Origin of the sequence: Paenibacillus sp. FSL M7-1414 (assembly GCF_038003195.1) — a bacterium.
Classification (GTDB): domain Bacteria; phylum Bacillota; class Bacilli; order Paenibacillales; family Paenibacillaceae; genus Paenibacillus; species Paenibacillus amylolyticus.
On sequence record NZ_JBBOOS010000001.1, the window covers coordinates 6,101,412 to 6,122,170 of the forward strand.

The 20,759-nt window shown below is 45.1% G+C and carries 21 protein-coding genes and 1 other annotated feature; all 21 genes read right to left on the reverse strand.

The window, feature by feature from the left end; translation table 11 throughout:
• Positions 1-4: 4 nt before the first annotated feature.
• Positions 5-295, reverse strand: coding sequence for a 50S ribosomal protein L23 (gene rplW / locus MHH92_RS26790; protein ID WP_017692077.1), 291 nt, complete (start codon positions 293-295; stop codon positions 5-7).
• Entirely contained in the window at positions 295-918 is a 624-nt protein-coding gene (gene rplD / locus MHH92_RS26795) for a 50S ribosomal protein L4 (RefSeq protein WP_017692076.1), read from the reverse strand. The genes rplW and rplD overlap by 1 nt, the downstream gene beginning before the upstream one ends.
• Before the next feature lie 25 nt (positions 919-943).
• A complete protein-coding gene (rplC, locus tag MHH92_RS26800) occupies positions 944-1,567 on the reverse strand; it encodes a 50S ribosomal protein L3 (RefSeq protein WP_017692075.1) in 624 nt (207 codons plus the stop codon).
• 46 nt (positions 1,568-1,613) lie between these two features.
• Entirely contained in the window at positions 1,614-1,922 is a 309-nt protein-coding gene (gene rpsJ, locus MHH92_RS26805) for a 30S ribosomal protein S10 (protein WP_017692074.1), read from the reverse strand.
• A 436-nt stretch (positions 1,923-2,358) separates the two neighbouring features.
• Positions 2,359-3,549, reverse strand: coding sequence for an elongation factor Tu (tuf, locus tag MHH92_RS26810; protein ID WP_017692073.1), 1,191 nt, complete (start codon positions 3,547-3,549; stop codon positions 2,359-2,361).
• A gap of 95 nt (positions 3,550-3,644) precedes the next feature.
• On the reverse strand, positions 3,645-5,723 hold the full coding sequence (gene fusA, locus MHH92_RS26815; RefSeq protein ID WP_047841122.1) for an elongation factor G: 2,079 nt from the start codon (positions 5,721-5,723) through the stop codon (positions 3,645-3,647).
• A gap of 49 nt (positions 5,724-5,772) precedes the next feature.
• Positions 5,773-6,243: a 30S ribosomal protein S7 gene (gene rpsG, locus MHH92_RS26820; RefSeq protein WP_017692071.1), complete on the reverse strand. Its 471-nt coding sequence runs from the start codon at positions 6,241-6,243 to the stop codon at positions 5,773-5,775.
• 87 nt (positions 6,244-6,330) lie between these two features.
• Positions 6,331-6,753 (reverse strand): 30S ribosomal protein S12, encoded by a 423-nt coding sequence (gene rpsL / locus MHH92_RS26825; RefSeq protein ID WP_017692070.1) that lies wholly within the window; start codon positions 6,751-6,753, stop codon positions 6,331-6,333.
• Positions 6,754-6,906: 153 nt separating this feature from the next.
• Positions 6,907-7,155, reverse strand: coding sequence for a ribosomal L7Ae/L30e/S12e/Gadd45 family protein (locus MHH92_RS26830; RefSeq protein WP_047841123.1), 249 nt, complete (start codon positions 7,153-7,155; stop codon positions 6,907-6,909).
• A 205-nt stretch (positions 7,156-7,360) separates the two neighbouring features.
• The gene (rpoC, locus tag MHH92_RS26835) at positions 7,361-10,975 is read right to left on the reverse strand and encodes a DNA-directed RNA polymerase subunit beta' (protein WP_253503545.1); all 3,615 of its coding nucleotides are present in this window, start codon (positions 10,973-10,975) and stop codon (positions 7,361-7,363) included.
• Between the two features lie 113 nt (positions 10,976-11,088).
• Positions 11,089-14,634 (reverse strand): DNA-directed RNA polymerase subunit beta, encoded by a 3,546-nt coding sequence (gene rpoB / locus MHH92_RS26840; RefSeq protein ID WP_047841125.1) that lies wholly within the window; start codon positions 14,632-14,634, stop codon positions 11,089-11,091.
• Between the two features lie 412 nt (positions 14,635-15,046).
• On the reverse strand, positions 15,047-15,649 hold the full coding sequence (locus MHH92_RS26845) for a class I SAM-dependent methyltransferase (RefSeq protein ID WP_047841126.1): 603 nt from the start codon (positions 15,647-15,649) through the stop codon (positions 15,047-15,049).
• 96 nt (positions 15,650-15,745) lie between these two features.
• The gene (gene rplL, locus MHH92_RS26850; protein ID WP_017692065.1) at positions 15,746-16,105 is read right to left on the reverse strand and encodes a 50S ribosomal protein L7/L12; all 360 of its coding nucleotides are present in this window, start codon (positions 16,103-16,105) and stop codon (positions 15,746-15,748) included.
• A 72-nt stretch (positions 16,106-16,177) separates the two neighbouring features.
• A complete protein-coding gene (gene rplJ, locus MHH92_RS26855) occupies positions 16,178-16,681 on the reverse strand; it encodes a 50S ribosomal protein L10 (protein ID WP_253509304.1) in 504 nt (167 codons plus the stop codon).
• A gap of 24 nt (positions 16,682-16,705) precedes the next feature.
• Positions 16,706-16,852: a sequence feature (ribosomal protein L10 leader region), on the reverse strand.
• A 68-nt stretch (positions 16,853-16,920) separates the two neighbouring features.
• Complete coding sequence (rplA, locus tag MHH92_RS26860) at positions 16,921-17,613, reverse strand: 50S ribosomal protein L1 (RefSeq protein ID WP_017692063.1); 693 nt, start codon at positions 17,611-17,613, stop codon at positions 16,921-16,923.
• A gap of 94 nt (positions 17,614-17,707) precedes the next feature.
• On the reverse strand, positions 17,708-18,133 hold the full coding sequence (rplK, locus tag MHH92_RS26865) for a 50S ribosomal protein L11 (RefSeq protein ID WP_017692062.1): 426 nt from the start codon (positions 18,131-18,133) through the stop codon (positions 17,708-17,710).
• A 68-nt stretch (positions 18,134-18,201) separates the two neighbouring features.
• Positions 18,202-18,735 (reverse strand): transcription termination/antitermination protein NusG, encoded by a 534-nt coding sequence (gene nusG / locus MHH92_RS26870; protein ID WP_036607165.1) that lies wholly within the window; start codon positions 18,733-18,735, stop codon positions 18,202-18,204.
• 21 nt (positions 18,736-18,756) lie between these two features.
• Complete coding sequence (gene secE, locus MHH92_RS26875) at positions 18,757-18,948, reverse strand: preprotein translocase subunit SecE (protein ID WP_017692060.1); 192 nt, start codon at positions 18,946-18,948, stop codon at positions 18,757-18,759.
• A gap of 17 nt (positions 18,949-18,965) precedes the next feature.
• A complete protein-coding gene (rpmG, locus tag MHH92_RS26880; protein WP_072735843.1) occupies positions 18,966-19,115 on the reverse strand; it encodes a 50S ribosomal protein L33 in 150 nt (49 codons plus the stop codon).
• 305 nt (positions 19,116-19,420) lie between these two features.
• Positions 19,421-20,065, reverse strand: a complete 645-nt coding sequence (gene sigH / locus MHH92_RS26885; protein ID WP_017692059.1) for an RNA polymerase sporulation sigma factor SigH — start codon at positions 20,063-20,065, stop codon at positions 19,421-19,423.
• A 171-nt stretch (positions 20,066-20,236) separates the two neighbouring features.
• Entirely contained in the window at positions 20,237-20,758 is a 522-nt protein-coding gene (locus MHH92_RS26890; RefSeq protein ID WP_036607162.1) for an NYN domain-containing protein, read from the reverse strand.
• Position 20,759: the final 1 nt, after the last annotated feature.

Below are 20,759 nucleotides of genomic sequence, written 5' to 3' on the forward strand. Positions count from 1 at the left end.
TCAATTATACAGTTTCAAAGAACTCAAGCGTTTTGCTGTCTTTTGTCAACGTTACAAACGCTTTTTTCCATTCGCTAGTATATCCGGAATAACGTCCGTACCGTTTCGGCTTAGCTGGAACACGAAGCGTGTTCACGTTTTTCACTTTTACATTGAAAATAGCTTCTACTGCCTTTTTGATCTCGGTTTTGTTTGCACGGATATCGACTTCAAATACATATTTCAAGTCGTTCATCATGTCAGCAGTACGTTCCGTAATAATCGGACGTTTTACAATATCACGAGGATCCTTCATTACGCGAGCACCTCCTCTACCTTCTGAACTGCTTCTTTCGTAATGATCAATTTGTCGTGCGAAAGCACGTCAAGAACATTAATACCGTCAGCAGCTACGAATTTCACGCCTGGAATATTCCGTGCGGAAAGAGCTACATTATCATCATAGCTAGGAGCTACGATCAAAGCTTTACGTCCCACTTTGAGGTTACTCAAGATGGCTGCAAATTCTTTAGTTTTAGGCGTACTCAACGTGAGAGCGTCCAAAACGATAATGTCATTGTCAAGCACTTTGGATGAAAGGGCTGATTTGATCGCCAAGCGGCGAACTTTCTTAGGCAGTTTATACGCATAGCTCCGTGGTGTTGGACCAAATACGATACCGCCGCCTTTCCATTGTGGTGAACGAATTGAACCTTGACGAGCGCGACCTGTACCTTTTTGTTTCCAAGGCTTACGTCCACCGCCACGAACTTCAGAACGTCCTTTTACTTTGTGGGTACCTTGACGAAGGGAAGCGCGTTGCATAAGAACTGCATCGTACAGAACGTGTTGGTTCGGCTCAATTCCGAAAACCGCATCGTTCAATTCAACTTCGCCTACTTGGCTACCATCTACATTGTAAACTGATACTTTTGGCATTTTGTGTTCCTCCTTTCTTCAGTGGTTATTTTTTCACCGTTTCTTTAACTCTGATGAGACTGTTTTTCGGTCCAGGAATGGAACCTTTCACGAGCAACACGTTACGCTCAGCGTCTACTTTAACTACTTCAAGACGTTGAATTGTAATAGTATCATGTCCCATGTGTCCTGGCAGGCGTTTGCCTTTAGGAACGCGGTTAGCTTGAATCGAACCCATTGAACCAGGGCCACGGTGGTAACGCGAACCGTGTGACATAGGTCCAGTGCTTTGTCCCCAACGTTTGATAACGCCGGCAAAACCTTTACCTTTAGAAATACCCGTTACGTCAACGAATTCGCCTTCAGCGAAAATGTCAGCTTTCAGTTCTTGGCCAACTTCATATTCTGCGATGTTGATACCGCGAACTTCACGAACGTAGCGCTTAGGGGCAGTGTTCGCTTTTTTAGCGTGACCTGCTTCTGGCTTGTTAGCATTTTTCTCTTTCTTATCGGAGTAACCGATTTGAATTGCTTCGTAGCCATCGTTCTCAATGTCTTTCTTTTGCAAAACAACACAAGGGCCTGCTTCGATAACCGTTACTGGAACGACGTTACCTTCAGGAGTAAATACTTGAGTCATTCCGAGTTTTTTTCCTAAGATTGCTTTCATGTTGACACCTCTTTTCCTTTATACATGGTCTTTGTTGTAGCTTGTATTACAATTTAATTTCGATATCTACACCGGACGGCAGATCCAAGCGCATCAAGGCATCCACAGTTTGTGGAGTCGGGTTAACGATGTCGATCAAACGTTTATGTGTACGTTGTTCGAATTGTTCCCGAGAATCCTTGTACTTGTGCACCGCACGAAGAATAGTAATGATTTGTTTTTCAGTAGGAAGCGGAATCGGACCGGATACACCAGCACCCGAACGTTTTGCTGTTTCAACAATTTTCTCCGCGGATTGATCAAGAATTCTGTGGTCGTAAGCTTTCAAACGAATACGAATTTTTTGCTTTGCCATTTTAGTCCCTCCTTCTATCGCCCAATTTTTTATCGGACATACTCCGTGAAAATTTTCTAGCCACTCTCCCATGGCAAAGGGGCCGGGTGTGCCAGTAACCTCTCACATCATCGCAACGTCACAGAACAACATTCATTATTATATAGAAAAGATAGGCGTATTGCAAGCATATTTAAGAAAAACATTTAAACTTATCTTTTCTGATGAAATGACTTCGTTTATTGCAGTGTTAATCTTCAATATCCAGGCTGCCTTGCCAATCCTTCTAAACTCGTAAATGATGTTCATTTCGTATGACGCAGGTTCCGAACTTTAAACATAATAAAAGAGTTCTCTATCCGATGTCGGATAAAGAACTCTTCCGAAGCTTCGTTACAATACAATGTTACTCGTTCCAGTACACTGTTACATATGCTTTATTCAGCGTTAAGCCGAATTATTTTTGGATAGATGCTACGGAACCGGCACCTACTGTACGTCCGCCTTCACGAATGGAGAATTTAGTTCCTTCTTCAATCGCGATTGGGGAGATCAGGGAAACAGTAACAGTGATGTTATCACCAGGCATTACCATTTCAGTACCTTCAGGCAAGTTGATGATGCCTGTTACGTCAGTTGTACGGAAGTAGAACTGTGGACGGTAACCAGTGAAGAATGGTTTGTGACGTCCGCCCTCTTCTTTAGTCAGAACGTAGATTTGAGCTGTGAATTCTGTGTGCGGCTTAACAGAACCTGGTTTTGCAAGTACTTGACCACGCTCGATTTGAGTACGGTCAACACCACGCAACAATGCACCGATGTTGTCACCCGCTTGAGCGGAATCCAACAATTTACGGAACATCTCAACGCCTGTTACAACAGATTTCTTAGTTTCTTCAGTGATACCAACGATTTCGATCTCTTCGCCGACTTTAACAGTACCACGCTCTACACGGCCAGTAGCAACAGTACCACGACCAGTGATGGAGAATACGTCCTCGACAGGCATCAAGAAAGGTTTGTCAGTTTGACGCTCAGGCAGTGGGATGTAAGTGTCGATCTCTTTGAACATCTCAACGATTTTTTGAGCCCATTCGCCATCTGGGTTTGCCAGAGCTTCACGAGCGGATCCACGAGTGATTGGAGTATCGTCACCTGGGAACTCATATTCGTTAAGAAGGTCGCGAACTTCCATCTCAACCAATTCCAACAACTCTTCGTCTTCAACCATGTCACATTTGTTCAAGAATACAACAATGTAAGGTACGCCTACTTGACGGGAGAGCAAGATGTGCTCACGAGTTTGTGGCATTGGGCCGTCTGCTGCGGATACTACCAAGATAGCTCCATCCATTTGAGCCGCGCCAGTGATCATGTTTTTAACATAGTCGGCGTGACCTGGGCAGTCAACGTGAGCGTAGTGACGAGTGTCAGTTTCGTACTCAACGTGTGATGTGGAGATTGTGATACCGCGTTCGCGCTCTTCTGGAGCTTTGTCGATTTGGTCGAATGCAATTGCAGCACCACCGTAAGTTTTGGACAATACAGTTGTGATTGCAGCAGTCAGAGTTGTTTTACCGTGATCGACGTGACCAATAGTACCGATGTTAACGTGGGGTTTATTACGTTCGTATTTAGCCTTTGCCATTTGAACGTGGCCTCCTTAAAATTATAATTTTATGTTTTCACTGAATGAAGTGCTCCGAATTGAATTCTTATGCACTTGCATCCAGTGTGAGAAAACTACTCGGTGCCTTTTGTTTTGGCAACGATTTCTTCAGCGATGCTCTTAGGAACTTCTTCATAGTGAGAGAGTTCCATGGAGAATACGCCGCGTCCTTGAGTACCGGAACGAAGAGTTGTAGAGTAACCAAACATTTCAGACAAAGGTACCTTAGCACGGATGATTTGAGCTCCACTACGGGAATCCATACCTTCGATGCGGCCACGACGGGAGTTCAACATACCCATTACGTCACCCATGTACTCTTCTGGAACAGTTACTTCTACTTTCATGATAGGCTCAAGCAGAACTGGTTTACACTTGTCTTTAGCCGCTTTAAGCGCCATAGATCCGGCAATTTTAAATGCCATCTCATTGGAATCGACATCATGGTAAGATCCGTCTACGATTGTAGCCTTAACGTCAACAAGCGGGAAGCCTGCAATAACGCCGTTTTTCATTTGCTCTTCAATCCCTGACAGTGCAGGTTGAATGTATTCTCTTGGTACGGAACCACCGACAACCTTACTTTCGAACTGGCTGCCTGTACCCGGCTCGAGAGGTTCGAATTCAACCCATACGTGACCGTATTGACCACGACCACCGGATTGACGTACGAATTTACCTTCAACGCGCGCTGGAGCACGGAATGTTTCACGGTAAGCTACTTGTGGTTTACCCACAGTAGTTTCAACCTTGAACTCACGACGCATACGATCGATGATGATATCAAGGTGAAGCTCACCCATACCTGCCAAGATCGTTTGGCCTGTTTCTTCGTCAGTATGAGCACGAAGAGTTGGATCCTCTTCAGTCAACTTACCGAGAGCAACACCCAGTTTATCTTGGTCAGCTTTGGTTTTAGGTTCAACAGCGATTTCGATAACCGGATCAGGGAAGTTCATTGACTCCAGGATAACCGGATTTTTCTCATCACATAGTGTATCACCTGTACCTGTATCTTTCAAACCTACGGCAGCTGCAATATCACCGGAGTAAACTACAGTGATTTCTTGACGGCTGTTCGCATGCATTTGAAGGATACGACCGATACGCTCACGTTTGTTTTTAGTGGCATTCAATACATATGATCCGGATTGAAGAACACCAGAGTATACGCGGAAGAATGTCAATTTACCAACGTAAGGGTCAGTCATAATTTTGAATGCCAATGCGGAGAATGGCTCTTCATCGGATGACTTACGAATTGCTTCAGTTCCATCTTCAAGATGTCCCGTGATCGATGCAACATCTGTTGGAGCTGGCAAGTAGTCGACAACAGCATCCAACATCAGTTGAACACCTTTGTTACGATATGAGGATCCACAGATAACTGGGAAGATCTTAACATCTACAACACCTTTACGGAGTACGGTTTTGATCTCATCAATTGTGATCTCTTCGCCTTCCAGGTATTTCATTGTCAATTCTTCATCCAGTTCAGCAACGCGCTCAATCAACTCGTTGCGAAGTTCTTCAACTTGATCTGCAAATTCTGCAGGAATGTCGGTTTCTTCGATATCTTGCCCAAGGTCATCTTTGTACATATGAGCTCTTTGTGCAACGATATCAATGATACCTTTGAAATCATTTTCAGCGCCGATTGGAAGTTGAATCGCAACAGCGTTCGCTTGAAGGCGATCACGCATGTCAGATACAACGTTCAGGAAGTCAGCACCGATGATATCCATTTTGTTTACATATGCGATACGAGGTACGCCGTACTTGTCAGCCTGTCTCCATACGGTTTCGGACTGAGGCTCAACGCCTTCTTTCGCACTGAATACACCAACTGCTCCGTCCAATACACGAAGGGAACGTTCAACTTCAACAGTGAAGTCAACGTGTCCCGGGGTATCAATAATATTAACGCGGTGGCCTTTCCAAGCAGCGGTAGTTGCAGCGGAAGTAATCGTAATTCCGCGCTCCTGTTCCTGTTCCATCCAGTCCATTGTCGCAGCGCCTTCGTGTACTTCACCGATTTTGTGCGTACGTCCTGTGTAAAACAGGATCCGCTCAGTTGTCGTGGTTTTACCCGCATCAATATGAGCCATGATCCCGATATTACGTGTATTTTTTAAGGAGAACTCTCTAGCCATGAAATGGGTCTCCCTTCAAAATTGAAGTTTTTTTATTGTGAACTGAATCCTACCAACGGTAGTGAGCAAACGCTTTGTTCGCTTCAGCCATTTTGTGCGTATCTTCACGTTTTTTAACGGAAGCGCCTGTGTTGTTGGAAGCGTCGATGATCTCAGCCGCCAAACGCTCTTCCATTGTTTTCTCACCGCGGTTGCGGGAGTAGTTCACGAGCCAACGTAATCCCAGAGCAGTACGTCTCTCTGGTTTCACCTCGATTGGTACTTGGTAGTTGGCACCGCCGACACGGCGAGCTTTAACTTCCAGGACTGGCATGATGTTCTTGATTGCTGCTTCAAATACTTCCATAGGGTCATTACCCGTACGTTCTTGAATCAACTTGAACGCATTATACAGAATGCTTTGAGCAACACCGCGTTTTCCGCCGATCATGATGCGGTTGATTAAACGAGTAACCAACTTGCTGTTGTATAACGGATCAGGCAACACGTCTCTTTTCGTAACTGGACCTTTGCGTGGCATGGATATCCCCCTTTCTTTCTTGTTCAGCAGACCCTGTACCTTCCAGACCTAAGCCAGAAGGCTTTCAGGTTCTCTGCTTATAATGGTTTAGGCTTTTTTAGCTTTTGGACGTTTTGCACCGTATTTCGAACGAGCTTGCATACGGTTGTTTACGCCTGCAGTATCGAGAGCTCCACGAACGATGTGATAACGAACTCCTGCAAGGTCTTTAACTTTACCTCCGCGGATCAATACCACACTGTGCTCTTGAAGGTTATGTCCAATTCCCGGGATATAAGCAGTAACCTCGAGACGGTTCGTCAAACGAACACGGGCATACTTACGAAGTGCAGAGTTTGGTTTACGTGGAGTCATTGTACCTACACGAGTGCAGACACCACGTTTTTGTGGGGCACTGATGTTAGTAGATTCACGTTTCAAAGCGTTGAATCCTTTTTGCAAAGCTGGAGATTTTGACTTCTCAACTTTTGCTTGACGTCCTTTACGAACCAGTTGATTAATAGTTGGCATGTGATTGCCACCCCCTTCCTCAAATATTCATGTTTCTTTATAAACCTCTTTTCGCTAAGTCCACAGACCCAGGCGGTTCATAAAAAGACAAATGAAAAGTTTTTGCCTTGGAGAATCCTTAAAAGTTCTCGGACAAAAACGTTCCTTACACTATCATTTTACGACAGCAGCCATAGCTGCTCCCACTCCAATCCCGCAAGCTTTGCCGAGATTTTTCATTGTATCCACTTTCGTGTACTTCACATTGTGTTGTTCACACAAAGCAATGATTTTGGAAGTGAGCTGCGGATCACTATCTTCTGCGACATAGACTTCAGAAGCCATACCTGTCTGCACCATCCGCATGGTCTGTTTGGTACCTATTTTGACATGAGCATCTTGCAAGGCTTTTTCATTAGACATTGTGTATTCCTCCGAATAGAACCATGTACAATCAGCTGCCCACGCACCTTTGATATATTAGCATCTAGCGCAAGCATTGTCAATGCTAATCCTAAAACATTTTTTAAAAGTTTACGTACATCAGGATTCGTCCGCCTGCATTATACAAGCGTCCGCCTCCTGACGCACAAAACTTTCATTCCCCTCTAAATGAGGAGGAATCTATTTAATCAACCGAAACTGGCTCAAGTTCTTCTACTGAAGATTGGCCATCTTCTGGCTCAGCAAATTTGATGCTGCGGTAACGGTGCATACCTGTACCAGCAGGGATCAATTTACCGATGATTACATTTTCCTTCAGACCGAGCAACTGATCGACTTTACCTTTGATCGCTGCATCTGTCAGTACACGTGTAGTTTCTTGGAACGAAGCCGCCGAGAGGAAGGAGTCTGTTTCCAGGGATGCTTTCGTAATACCGAGCAGGATTGGTTTAGCAACCGCTGGCTCTTTATCACTAAGAATCGCAATTTTGTTAGCTCTTTCGTACTCATGCATATCTACGAACGATCCCGGCAACAGCGTTGTATCTCCTGCATCTACGATGCGGATTTTACGCAGCATTTGACGGATCATAACTTCAACGTGCTTATCGTTAATTTCTACGCCTTGGTTACGATATACGCGTTGTACTTCCTGCAGAATGTAGTTTTGTACACCACGTATGCCTTTAATCCGTAACATCTCTTTTGGATCAATGGAACCGTCTGTCAACTCGTCACCCGCTTCAACTTCCGCGCCTTCGCTTACGCGCACACGGGAACCGTAGGTAACGGAGTAAACTTTGGATTCCGCCTCACCTTGAATTTCGATTTCACGACGATCTTTCGCTTCGCGAATCTCTTTAACTACACCATCAATCTCACTGATTGTTGCTTGACCCTTAGGATTACGAGCTTCAAACAACTCCTGGATACGCGGCAAACCTTGCGTAATATCGTCTCCGGCTACACCACCGGTGTGGAATGTACGCATTGTAAGCTGTGTTCCCGGCTCACCAATGGATTGTGCTGCAATAATACCAACTGCTTCACCAATCTCCACGTGTTTACCAGTCGCGAGGTTGCGACCATAACACTTCTTGCAGACACCATGACTTGCACGGCAGCTGAGGACGGAGCGGATTTGCAATTTAGTAATACCTGCTTTGATGATCGCTTCTGCTTTATCGGAGTCAATCAATTCATTGCGACCTACAATGATTTCTTTCGTTTCCGGATGACGAAGTGTCTCGAAGCAGTATCTGCCTTCAATACGGTCGTAGAGATCTTCGATAACCTCTTTACCATCCTGAATACGACTTACCGTAAAGCCTTTATCTGTACCACAATCATCATCACGTACGATTACGTCTTGGGCTACGTCTACGAGACGACGAGTCAGGTAACCTGAATCGGCTGTACGCAGGGCTGTATCCGCCAAACCTTTACGCGCTCCGTGAGTGGAGATAAAGTACTCGAGTACCGTCAGACCTTCACGGAAGTTCGATTTGATTGGGAGTTCGATAATTCGACCGGATGGGTTGGCCATCAGACCACGCATACCGCCCAATTGGGTGATTTGCGATTTGTTACCCCGTGCTTTGGAGTCTACCATCATCATGATCGAGTTGTAACGATCCATGGACTTCATCAGAATCTCAGTGATATCATCTTTGGATTTTGACCAGATATCAATGATACGGTCATAGCGCTCTTCATTCGTAATCAGACCACGACGGTACTGATTCGTAACGATTTGTGCTTTTTCCTCAGATTGTCTAAGAATTTCAAACTTCTCAGGCGGAACGATAACATCAGATACCGCAACCGTAATACCGGCACGTGTAGAGTATGTGAATCCAAGTTGTTTGATTTTATCCAAAATAACGGCTGTTTCCGTTGTGTGATAAATTTCAAAACAACGTGCAATGATGGAGCCGAGGTATTCTTTACCGACACCGCCAGCCAGAGGAGCATTCATAATAGCTTCTCTGAGATCAGCACCTTTTTCATATACAAATGAGTGATCTGCTGTACCTTGGTACAGGTTAGCACGAGTCGCATCATTGATATACGGGAAGCTTGCCGGGAAAATTTCATTGAAGATAATTTTACCGATAGTTGTCAGCAACATTCCTTCTTGCTGTTCTTCCGTGAAGCTTGTTTTACCAAGCGCCTTAACCGGAATAGCTACACGCGCATGCAGACCAGCAGTACCACGTTGGTATGCCGATACAGCTTCGTTAACTGTACGCAAGATCATACCTGTGCCCTTTTCTTCCTTGTTGTCCATAGTGAGGTAGTAAGAACCAAGCACCATATCCTGGGAAGGAGTAACAACTGGTTTACCGTCTTTCGGGTTCAAAATGTTACCCGATGCAAGCATCAGGATACGTGCTTCCGCTTGAGCCTCAGCGGACAACGGAACGTGCACAGCCATTTGGTCACCGTCAAAGTCGGCATTGTATGCCGTACATACGAGCGGGTGAAGACGAATTGCTTTACCTTCAACGAGAATCGGTTCAAATGCTTGAATACCGAGTCTGTGAAGCGTAGGGGCACGGTTCAACAGAACCGGATGCTCCTTGATTACTTCTTCAAGAACATCCCATACTTCAGGACTTACACGCTCAACTTTACGTTTCGCGCTCTTGATGTTGTGGGCAAGCCCTTTATTCACAAGCTCTTTCATAACAAAAGGCTTGAACAATTCAAGTGCCATATCTTTTGGCAGACCACACTGATACATTTTCAGGTAAGGTCCAACAACGATAACGGAACGACCAGAATAGTCAACCCGTTTACCGAGCAAGTTTTGACGGAAACGTCCTTGTTTACCTTTCAGCATGTGGCTGAGAGATTTCAATGGACGGTTACCAGGACCCGTTACAGGGCGGCCACGACGACCATTATCGATCAATGCGTCAACAGCTTCCTGCAACATCCGTTTTTCATTTTGCACGATAATATCTGGCGCGCCCAGATCAAGCAGACGTTTCAGACGGTTGTTCCGGTTGATTACACGACGGTACAAGTCATTCAGGTCAGACGTTGCAAAACGTCCACCATCCAACTGTACCATTGGACGAAGTTCCGGCGGGATAACAGGAAGTACATCCATGATCATCCACTCTGGCTTGTTGCCGGAGTTGCGGAATGCTTCGATAACTTCCAGACGTTTGATTGCACGATTACGACGTTGTCCTTGCGCAGTCCGGAGCTCTTCTTTCAGGAACTCGAGCTCTTTGTCTATGTCAAGGTCTTGAAGCAATTTTTTAACCGCTTCTGCGCCCATGCCAGCATGGAAACCATAGCCGTATTTTTCACGGTAGCTGCGGTATTCTTTCTCGGACAACAGCTGTTTTTTCTCCAGTGGAGTTTCTCCTGGATCAGTTACAACATATGATGCAAAATAAATAATCTCTTCAAGAGATCTTGGAGACATATCCAGAGCAAGACCCATACGGCTCGGAATACCTTTGAAGTACCAGATATGCGATACCGGAGCAGCGAGCTCAATATGGCCCATCCGTTCGCGGCGTACTTTCGCACGTGTTACTTCAACGCCACAACGATCACAGACAACGCCTTTATAACGGACGCGTTTGTATTTACCGCAATGACATTCCCAGTCTTTTGTAGGGCCAAAAATCTTTTCGCAGAATAGCCCTTCTTTTTCCGGTTTCAACGTACGATAGTTGATCGTTTCCGGTTTTTTCACTTCTCCGCGGGACCAAGAACGAATTTTCTCTGGGGAAGCAAGCCCGATCTTCATGTATTCGAAATTGTTGACGTCCAACAAGGAGCAACCCTCCTTAACCAATTCCTGTAATCTAGGTTACGCCCACTCCGGCCGAAGCCGGAGCAAGACGTGAGCCTGATGAAAAACGCCGGTCATCATGCGCTCGAAGCGGTTTATTCCGCTCCGACCTCTGTACCCTCAAGGTTGAGGCTGAGCTTATCGCTCGCAGCGTCATCTTCATCGTCCATTTCTCTCATTTCAATCTCTTGCTCATCTTCACTCAAAATCTTAACGTCCATACCCAAGCTTTGCAGCTCTTTGATCAATACTTTGAATGACTCAGGAACGCCTGGTTCCGGAACATTCTCACCTTTGACGATGGATTCATACGTTTTAACCCGACCAACAACATCATCGGATTTAACAGTCAAGATTTCTTGCAGTGTATAAGCAGCACCGTATGCCTCAAGCGCCCATACTTCCATCTCCCCGAAACGCTGTCCACCGAATTGAGCTTTACCACCCAATGGTTGTTGCGTAACAAGTGAGTAAGGACCTGTGGAACGGGCATGGATCTTATCATCAACCATGTGTGCCAATTTGATCATGTGCATGACACCTACGGTAACTTCACGTTCAAACTCTTCACCTGTACGACCATCATACAGGACAGTTTTACCATTACGTTGCATACCCGCTTCTTCCATCGTATCGAAGACGTCATACTCCTTCGCTCCGTCGAATACAGGAGTTGCTACGTGAATACCCAGTTGCATCGCCGCCATACCCAAGTGAACCTCGAGTACTTGACCGATATTCATCCGGGAAGGTACGCCCAGTGGGTTAAGAACGATCTGAACCGGTGTACCGTCTGGCAGGAAAGGCATATCTTCTTCCGGCAAGATGCGGGCCACGACCCCTTTGTTACCGTGACGTCCGGCCATTTTATCACCCTCGGAAATTTTCCGTTTTTGAGCGATATATACACGAACGAGTTGGTTAACACCTGGAGGCAGCTCATCACCGTTTTCACGGGTAAATACTTTCACGTCTACTACGATACCGTCAGTACCATGTGGTACACGCAAGGAAGTATCACGTACTTCACGTGCTTTCTCACCAAAGATCGCATGCAAGAGACGTTCTTCTGCTGTCAGCTCTGTTACACCCTTAGGTGTTACTTTACCAACCAGAATGTCGCCAGCACTGATCTCAGCACCGATTCGGATAATACCGCGCTCATCCAAGTTACGCAACGCTTCTTCCCCAACGTTAGGGATGTCACGTGTGATCTCTTCAGGTCCGAGTTTGGTATCACGTGCTTCTGACTCATACTCCTCGATATGGATGGATGTGTATACATCTTCCTTAACGAGTTTTTCACTGAGCAAGATCGCATCCTCGTAGTTGTAACCTTCCCAAGTCATGAAGGCAACAACAACGTTACGTCCCAGAGCCAATTCACCCATTTCCGTTGAAGGACCATCAGCGAGGATATCGCCAGCTTTGACAGCGGCACCTCTTTTAACAATCGGACGCTGGTTAATGCATGTTCCTTGGTTCGAACGCATAAATTTGTGTAATTTATATTTAACGATATCGCCTTTAACTTCCTGACCGTCCACTTCTTCAACACGACGGACCCAAATCTCGTTCGCAGTAGATCGTTCAATAATTCCGTCATAATCGGAGACAATACATACACCGGAATCTTTCGCGGCTTTGTGTTCCATACCTGTTCCCACAAGTGGTGCTTTAGGAATCAAAAGTGGAACGGCCTGCCGCTGCATGTTTGATCCCATGAGCGCACGGTTGGAGTCATCGTTCTCAAGGAACGGGATAAGCGCTGTAGCGACGGATACAACTTGCTTAGGAGATACGTCCATGTAGTCAACGCGCTCACTCGGCATCGTAAGGATGTTATCCGACTGTTTGTTATAACGTACAATGATCGCTTCTTCTTCAAATGTACTATCTTCATTCAGCTTCGCATTCGCTTGAGCGATAACATAGTTGTCCTCTTCGTCCGCTGTCAGGTAATCAATTTGCTCGGTTACAATACCTGTCTTCGGATCAACCCAACGATATGGAGCTTCAATAAAGCCATATTCATTAACACGGGCGAACGTAGACAAGGAGTTGATCAAACCGATGTTTGGTCCCTCTGGCGTCTCGATTGGACACATACGGCCATAGTGGGATGGATGGACGTCACGCACTTCCATACCTGCGCGCTCACGTGTCAAACCACCGGGTCCGAGTGCGGACAAACGACGTTTATGTGTCAACTCACCCAGCGGGTTCGTTTGATCCATAAACTGTGACAACTGAGAGCTACCAAAGAACTCTTTAATGGATGCAATAACAGGACGTATGTTGATCAATGCCTGTGGTGTAATTACGTTAGCATCCTGAATGGACATTCTCTCACGAACCACACGCTCCATACGGGACAAACCGATACGGAACTGATTCTGCAGGAGTTCACCCACCGAACGCAAACGACGGTTACCCAGATGGTCAATATCATCCGTGCTACCAATTCCCTGCAGAAGGTTAAGGAAATAACTGATGGACGAAATGATATCCGCCGGCGTCACGTTTTTAACGGACTTGTCAATGATTCCATTGGCAATCAGTTTGACTACTTTACCATCTTCAGTTGGTGAGAACACATCAATCGTTTGCATAGGGATATCATTGGCATCCAAAACGCCGTTACCCACGTGATACGTGCGGAATCCAACGCTCTTCTCCAGATACGGCATGATTTCATCCAACAAACGACGATCAACCATTTGACCTGCTTCAGCAATGATTTCACCAGTCTCAGCGTCAACAAGTGACTCAGCCAAGCGCTGGTTGAACAAACGGTTTTTGATGTGCAGTTTTTTATTCATTTTGTAACGACCTACATTAGCCAGGTCATAACGTTTTGGATCAAAGAAACGTGCTACGAGCAAGCTTTTTGCATTATCCAGCGTTGGCGGCTCGCCCGGACGAAGACGCTCATAGATCTCAATGAGTGCTTTCTCCGTGGAATCCGTGTTGTCTTTGTCCAGTGTGTTGCGGATATATTCGTCATTACCGAGCAGATCCAGAATCTCAGCATCTGTGCCAAAACCAAGTGAACGCAGGAGAACCGTAACCGGTATTTTACGTGTACGGTCGATCCGGACGTAAACAACATCCTTCGCGTCCATCTCCAGTTCCAACCAAGCGCCGCGGTTAGGAATAACTGTAGCGGTATACGTTTTTTTGGCGTTTTTATCTACTTTGGTACTGAAGTAAACGCTAGGAGAGCGAACCAACTGGCTGACAATAACCCGTTCCGCACCATTAATAATAAATGTGCCCGTGTTGGTCATCAGCGGGAAATCTCCCATGAATACTTCCTGCTCTTTGACTTCGCCGGTTTCCTTATTAATGAGCCGGACTTTGACCCGAAGCGGTGCTGCATACGTAACGTCACGCTCTTTCGCGTCGTCTACTGTATACTTCGGTTCACCGAGACTGTAATCGATAAATTCCAAAATCAAGTTACCTGTAAAATCCTGGATCGGCGAGATATCCTGGAACATTTCGCGCAACCCTTCCTCCAAAAACCAATCATAGGATTTTTGTTGGATTTCAATCAGGTTCGGAACTTCGAGTATCTCGTTAATTCGTGCATAACTGCGCCGAGTGCGTCGACCATATTGAACAAGATGTCCTGCCAACTTAAACTCACCCCTCAATGTCTACTCACTTTAAAAATTTCGTTGCGAACCTCTGTTTGTAACCTTATAATGGTACACATACAGAGCAAAGCAATGCATCCACAAATAAAGAAAAGCCCTTACTCGAAATGTCGTTCGAAAAAAGAGCAACTTTGATCGGCGGATGTCTTTCCAAATCATTCTTATCCCCAGTTTGCCCAAAATGTACATATTATACGCCAAACGTAGGCATAATAAGCCCGTTCGGCGTAAAAAAAGGTTGACATTTTTAGTTAGCTAAAGCCAAGTAGGGCATCTTAATACTGACATTTTACAACTATACCACGACCTGAATTTCAAGTCAATAGTCCTATTGCAAAAAAAATGATCCCCTGCTTACTTTACAAACTCGGATTCAGCTTTTAGTAGATACCTATTCCGATTTCACCGCTTTAAAAATCCGATAGCCTTTATCCTTCGTCACTTCTTCCACTCTTCCAAACAAAGATTCCAATTTCGCTTTCGCCGACGGGGCTCCTTGTTTCTTCTGAATGACAATCCACAACGAACCGCCTACCTTTAGATGGCGATGTGCCTGTTCGAAAATAGTATGAACTGTCTCTTTCCCAGCCCGTATAGGCGGGTTGGTTAGGATAACGTCAAAATCTTGCTTTTTCACTTCAGCCAGTAGATTACTTTGCAATACCGTAACATTGTTAATTCCGTTCGCTTTTGCATTTTCCCTGGAAAGTTCAACGGCTCTCTCGTTGATATCGATCATGGTGACATGCCCATCCGGTACAAGTTTGGCTGCTGTAAGGCCCATAGGCCCGTATCCACAGCCCACATCGAGAACATGAGCCCCTGATGGCAACTCTATCGCATCAATCAATACTCTGCTGCCATAATCGATTCCGTTTTTGGAAAACACACCGGCATCCGTCACGAATCGCAGACTGAATCCGCGAAGAACCGCTTCAGTTGCTCTGCGATCATGCGCCACTTGCGGTTTGTCCGAATAATAATGATTGGACATGCCCTCACTCACTTTCCATTTACAATTACAGCAACAAACCCCTTGATATAAGTCAAGGGGTTTGTTGTTTTGTTCATTTAGCTTGTAATAGCTAAATTATTTAACTTCAACTGAAGCGCCTGCTTCTTCAAGCTTAGCTTTAACCGCTTCTGCTTCTTCTTTAGCAACTTTTTCTTTCAATGCTTTTGGAGCGTTGTCAACCAATTCTTTTGCTTCTTTCAGGCCAAGACCTGTGATTTCGCGAACTGCTTTGATAACGTTGATTTTGGAAGCACCAGCGCTAGTCAAGATTACGTCGAACTCGGATTGCTCAGCTTCAGCAGAAGCTACTGCACCTGCAGCAGCTACTGGAGCTGCAGCAGTTACGCCGAATTCTTCTTCGATTGCTTTAACAAGATCGTTCAATTCCAGTACAGTCATGCCTTTGATTGCTTCCAAGATTTGCTCTTTACTCATGAGTGAACCTCCATATATAATATTATTTTTTTTAATTCATTTGCCGCCTAAACAGCATTCAGATCAAGTTGCTTACGCGCCTTGTTCTTCTTTTTCTGCAACTGCTTTAACCGCAAGCGCGAAGTTGCGCACTGGCGCTTGAAGCACGCTGAGGAGCATGGAGAGGAGTCCATCGCGGGATGGCAGTTCTGCCAATGCCTTAACTTCTTCTACTCCGATTACGCGACCTTCTACGACTGCACCTTTCAATTCCAATGCATCGTTCTTTTTCGCGAAGTCGTTCAGAATTTTAGCTGGAGCCACAACGTCATCTACGCTGAATGCAATTGCAGTAGGACCTGTAAGAACATTATCGAGTTCTGTCAGTTCTGCTGCTGCAGCTGCACGGCGAAGCAACGAGTTTTTCAGCACTTGGAATTCGATCCCCGCTTCACGAAGTTGCTTACGCAACTCAGTTACTTGGGCAACGTTCAATCCGCGATAGTCAACAACAACAGTTGTAACGCTCTCGCGCAATTTTGCTGTTACTGCATCAACGGATTCTTGTTTTGCTTGAATCACTTTTGCGTTTGCCAATCTGTACACCTCCTGATCAAATTTATCCCATTAAGAAAAGCCTCCGTAGAATCACGAAGGCTTGATATATACTCATCATCGATTTGCATCGTTCTAAGTTCTATAATCACACCTCGGCAGGAAATTAAGCCAAATGGCACCTACTGTCTACGGCAAGCATATTCAAATGTCATCGGTCAGTCACTCGGACTCACAACTTTTATATCTTATCAAAAACAGGACAAGCCTGTCAAGAGATATTATCTAAAAGCTGCTGCGTTCACGCGTGCGCCAGGGCCCATCGTGGAAGAAAGACTAACATTCTTCAGATAAACACCTTTTGCTGCCGCTGGTTTAGCACGATTCAGAGCTTCCATGAGAGCTTTGAAGTTCTCATTAAGTTGCTCAGAAGAGAAAGAAGCTTTACCAATCGGTGCATGAATTTGACCTGCACGATCCAGACGATATTCGATTTTACCGGCTTTAATTTCTTGAACAGCCTTAGTTACATCGAAAGTTACCGTTCCGGCTTTAGGGTTAGGCATCAGACCTTTACCGCCGAGCAGTCGGCCCAATTTACCTACTTCACTCATCATATCTGGTGTCGCTACGCAGACGTCGAATTCGAACCAGCCTTGTTGGATTTTGTTGATCATGTCTGCATCACCAACATAGTCCGCGCCAGCCGCTTCCGCTTCTTTCGCTTTGTCACCTTTTGCAAATACCAATACGCGTTGTGTTTTACCTGTGCCGTGTGGCAAGACAACAACACCACGTACAGCCTGGTCTTGCTTACGAGGGTCTACGCCCAAACGAACTGCTGCTTCGATTGTTTCATCGAATTTTGCAGTAGCTGCCTTTTTCACAAGCTCTACAGCTTCTGAAGGCTCGTAAGTTGCTTCGCTGTCAATCAGCTTAGCAGCTTCCAGGTATTTTTTACCGTGTTTAGCCATGTTTTATTCCTCCTTTGTGGTGTTAGCGGATATACCTCCCACATCAACCGGTCGCGAATCGACCGGTTTTACGAAGCCATGTTTCTTATGAAAATTAGTCTTCGATGGTGATACCCATGCTGCGGGCAGTACCTTCGACCATACGCATTGCGGACTCAACGTCTGCTGCATTCAGGTCAGGCATTTTTGTTTCTGCGATTTGACGTACCGCATCACGTTTAACAGTAGCAACTTTTTTCTTGTTCGGTTCGCCGGATCCTTTTTCAACTTTAGCTGCCACTTTCAACAGAACTGCTGCTGGTGGAGTTTTAGTGATGAAAGTAAAGGAACGGTCCTCGAATACAGAAATTTCAACTGGAATAATCAATCCCGCTTGATCAGCTGTACGAGCGTTGAATTCTTTACAGAATGCCATGATGTTGACACCTGCTTGACCCAAAGCTGGACCTACTGGTGGTGCTGGGTTTGCTTTACCTGCTGGAATCTGCAGTTTTACCATTTTAATAACTTTTTTCGCCATGATTGACACCTCCTTGCAAAATAGTGGTTAACGGGTTTTTCAACCCTCCCACAAGAAACTTGAAGAAACTATATCTTCTCCACTTGTGTGTATTCCAACTCAAGCGGCGTTTCCCGTCCAAACATGTTCACGTGCACTTTCAACTTGCTTTTCTCTACCAAAATCTCTTCCACGGAGCCTACGAAATTCGCAAAAGGACCGACTTTAATACGTACGGATTCCTTAATATCGAACTCAATTTTCGGCTTAGGTTCAACCATTCCCATGTGCTTCAGAATTTGTTCCACTTCTTCAGGCAACAATGCAGTTGGTTTGGACCCAGAACCTGTCGAACCGACAAATCCTGTAACACCTGGTGTGTTGCGAACAACATACCAAGAATCATCCGTCTGTACCATTTCCACCAAGACATAACCGGGGTAAACTTTACGCATAACGGTTTTTTTCTTACCGTCCTTGTTTACCACTTCTTCTTCCATAGGAACAAGAACGCGGAATATCTTGTCTTCCATGCCCATAGACTCTACGCGTTTTTCCAAATTGGCTTTGACCTTGTTCTCATACCCTGAATAGGTATGAACGACGTACCATCTTTTTTCCATATCAAGCCACCGGAACCCTTCTTAAATAATCGCTTCGATCACAAAGGAGATGCCAATGTCAATGACCCAAAAAAACAGCGTCATAACCACAACAGTACCAAGTACGATCAATGTGTAGTTGGTCAGCTCTTTACGATTAGGCCAGCGAACTTTTTTAAGTTCAGCCCAGCTTTCTGAGAAAAAGGAAATCAGAGATTTGAAACTTCGTTTCACGCCGACACCTCCAAAAACTATCTGGTTTCGCGATGAGAAGTCTGCTCGTTACAAAACTTGCAAAATTTCTTCATCTCCATGCGGTCGGGGTGATTACGCTTGTTTTTTGTCGTAGTGTAATTTCTTTGTTTGCAGTTAGTACAAGCCAAAGTAATAATTACCCGCATGATGTACACCTCCCGAAGACTTCCACATTCAAGCAGAGTCTCTAAATTGATCCTGAAAAAAAGCCATAAATTTAGGCCTACCTAAAACACTTTATCACAAGGGTATAACCATGTCAATGAAAGAATAGCCTTTCATTCATTGGGTATTACTTCCGTAAAACGTACATTCGTTTCTCATCTCTGTTTTTTCTCTTCTCCTGCATGGACCGAGCGATTACTAGTATAAACATTCTTAGATTTTATAAACTTGAGACACTAAAAAAAGACTCAAACACCGAGCCTTTTCCGTCAACGACAACATGTGTTTAATTATCTCGAACTTCCAGGTACTTTTCAAGTTTACGCTTGACGCGCTGAAGTGCATTATCAATGGACTTCACATGTCTGTCCAAATCTACTGCAATCTCTTGATAAGATCTCCCGTCCAGATACAACATCAATACTTTACGTTCCAGATCACTCAGAATCTCGGACATTTTATCTTCCAGGCCCACAAACTCTTCCTGATTGATGATAAGTTCTTCCGGATCACTGACCTGGGTTCCACAAATCACATCGAGTAACGTACGATCAGACTCTTCGTCATAAATAGGCTTGTCCAGAGATACATAAGAATTAAGCGGAATATGCTTCTGACGTGTTGCTGTCTTAATCGCCGTGATGATCTGTCTTGTAATACACAGTTCGGCAAAAGCCTTGAACGAAGCCAGCTTGTCCCCTTTGAAATCTCGAATGGATTTGTAGAGGCCAATCATTCCTTCTTGAATAATATCTTCCCGGTCTGCCCCAATCAGAAAATAAGATCTTGCCTTGGCGCGTACAAAGTTACGATATTTGTTAATTAGAAACTCTAACGCTTCGCTTTCGCCTTCACGGAAAGCTTCGACAATGTCTTCGTCACTTTGGTAATCATACTTAGATAACATGATATCTTTGAGGTCGACACTCACAGACAATCCCTCCGGCTGCAACGCAAGGTACCCCGTTACTCTACTCTATGAAATATAGGATCAGTATATATGATGGTACCTCACACCGTCAACCACGCTATGCCTAAAAAAGAACATCAATAACATAAATGTCAAGAGTTTCAATATTCTAAATTTTGTAAAAACGTGCTGTTATTCCCGGCGCCATCGCTCAAACTCTTTTAATACATCGGGACTTAACTTACCCCCGAGTGTGTTACGCGTGGTCTTCGCCTGATCTTCTTCCAGTCGTTTTTTTAATTCTTTTTCGTTCTGCTCAACTTCAATTAGTAACTCCCTTGCAGATACGCGTAGCGCTCCCTGTCCAAAAATAACATGTTGCTCTACCATATCGCTCGTAGCCACATAGATTTGGCGTCTTCGCATGCTTAGTTCCCGAACGAGTCTCTCAATGCATTCGTCTGCCGTCTCTTTTTCCTTTGTAAAATAGATCTGCACTTTGCTCTGAGTAAAGGATTTACCGAGTCCAGGCACGAGGTAGGCGTCAAACACAACAATGACTCGCCGGCCGGAGAAAGCCTGGTAGTCTGCAAGACGAAAGAGAAGCCTGTTACGCGCCTCTTCGAGCCCACTTTCCGCCAGTTTGGTTAATTCCGGCCAGTCGCCAATCATGTTGTACCCGTCTACAAGAAGCACATCACGGGAATCAGCCATA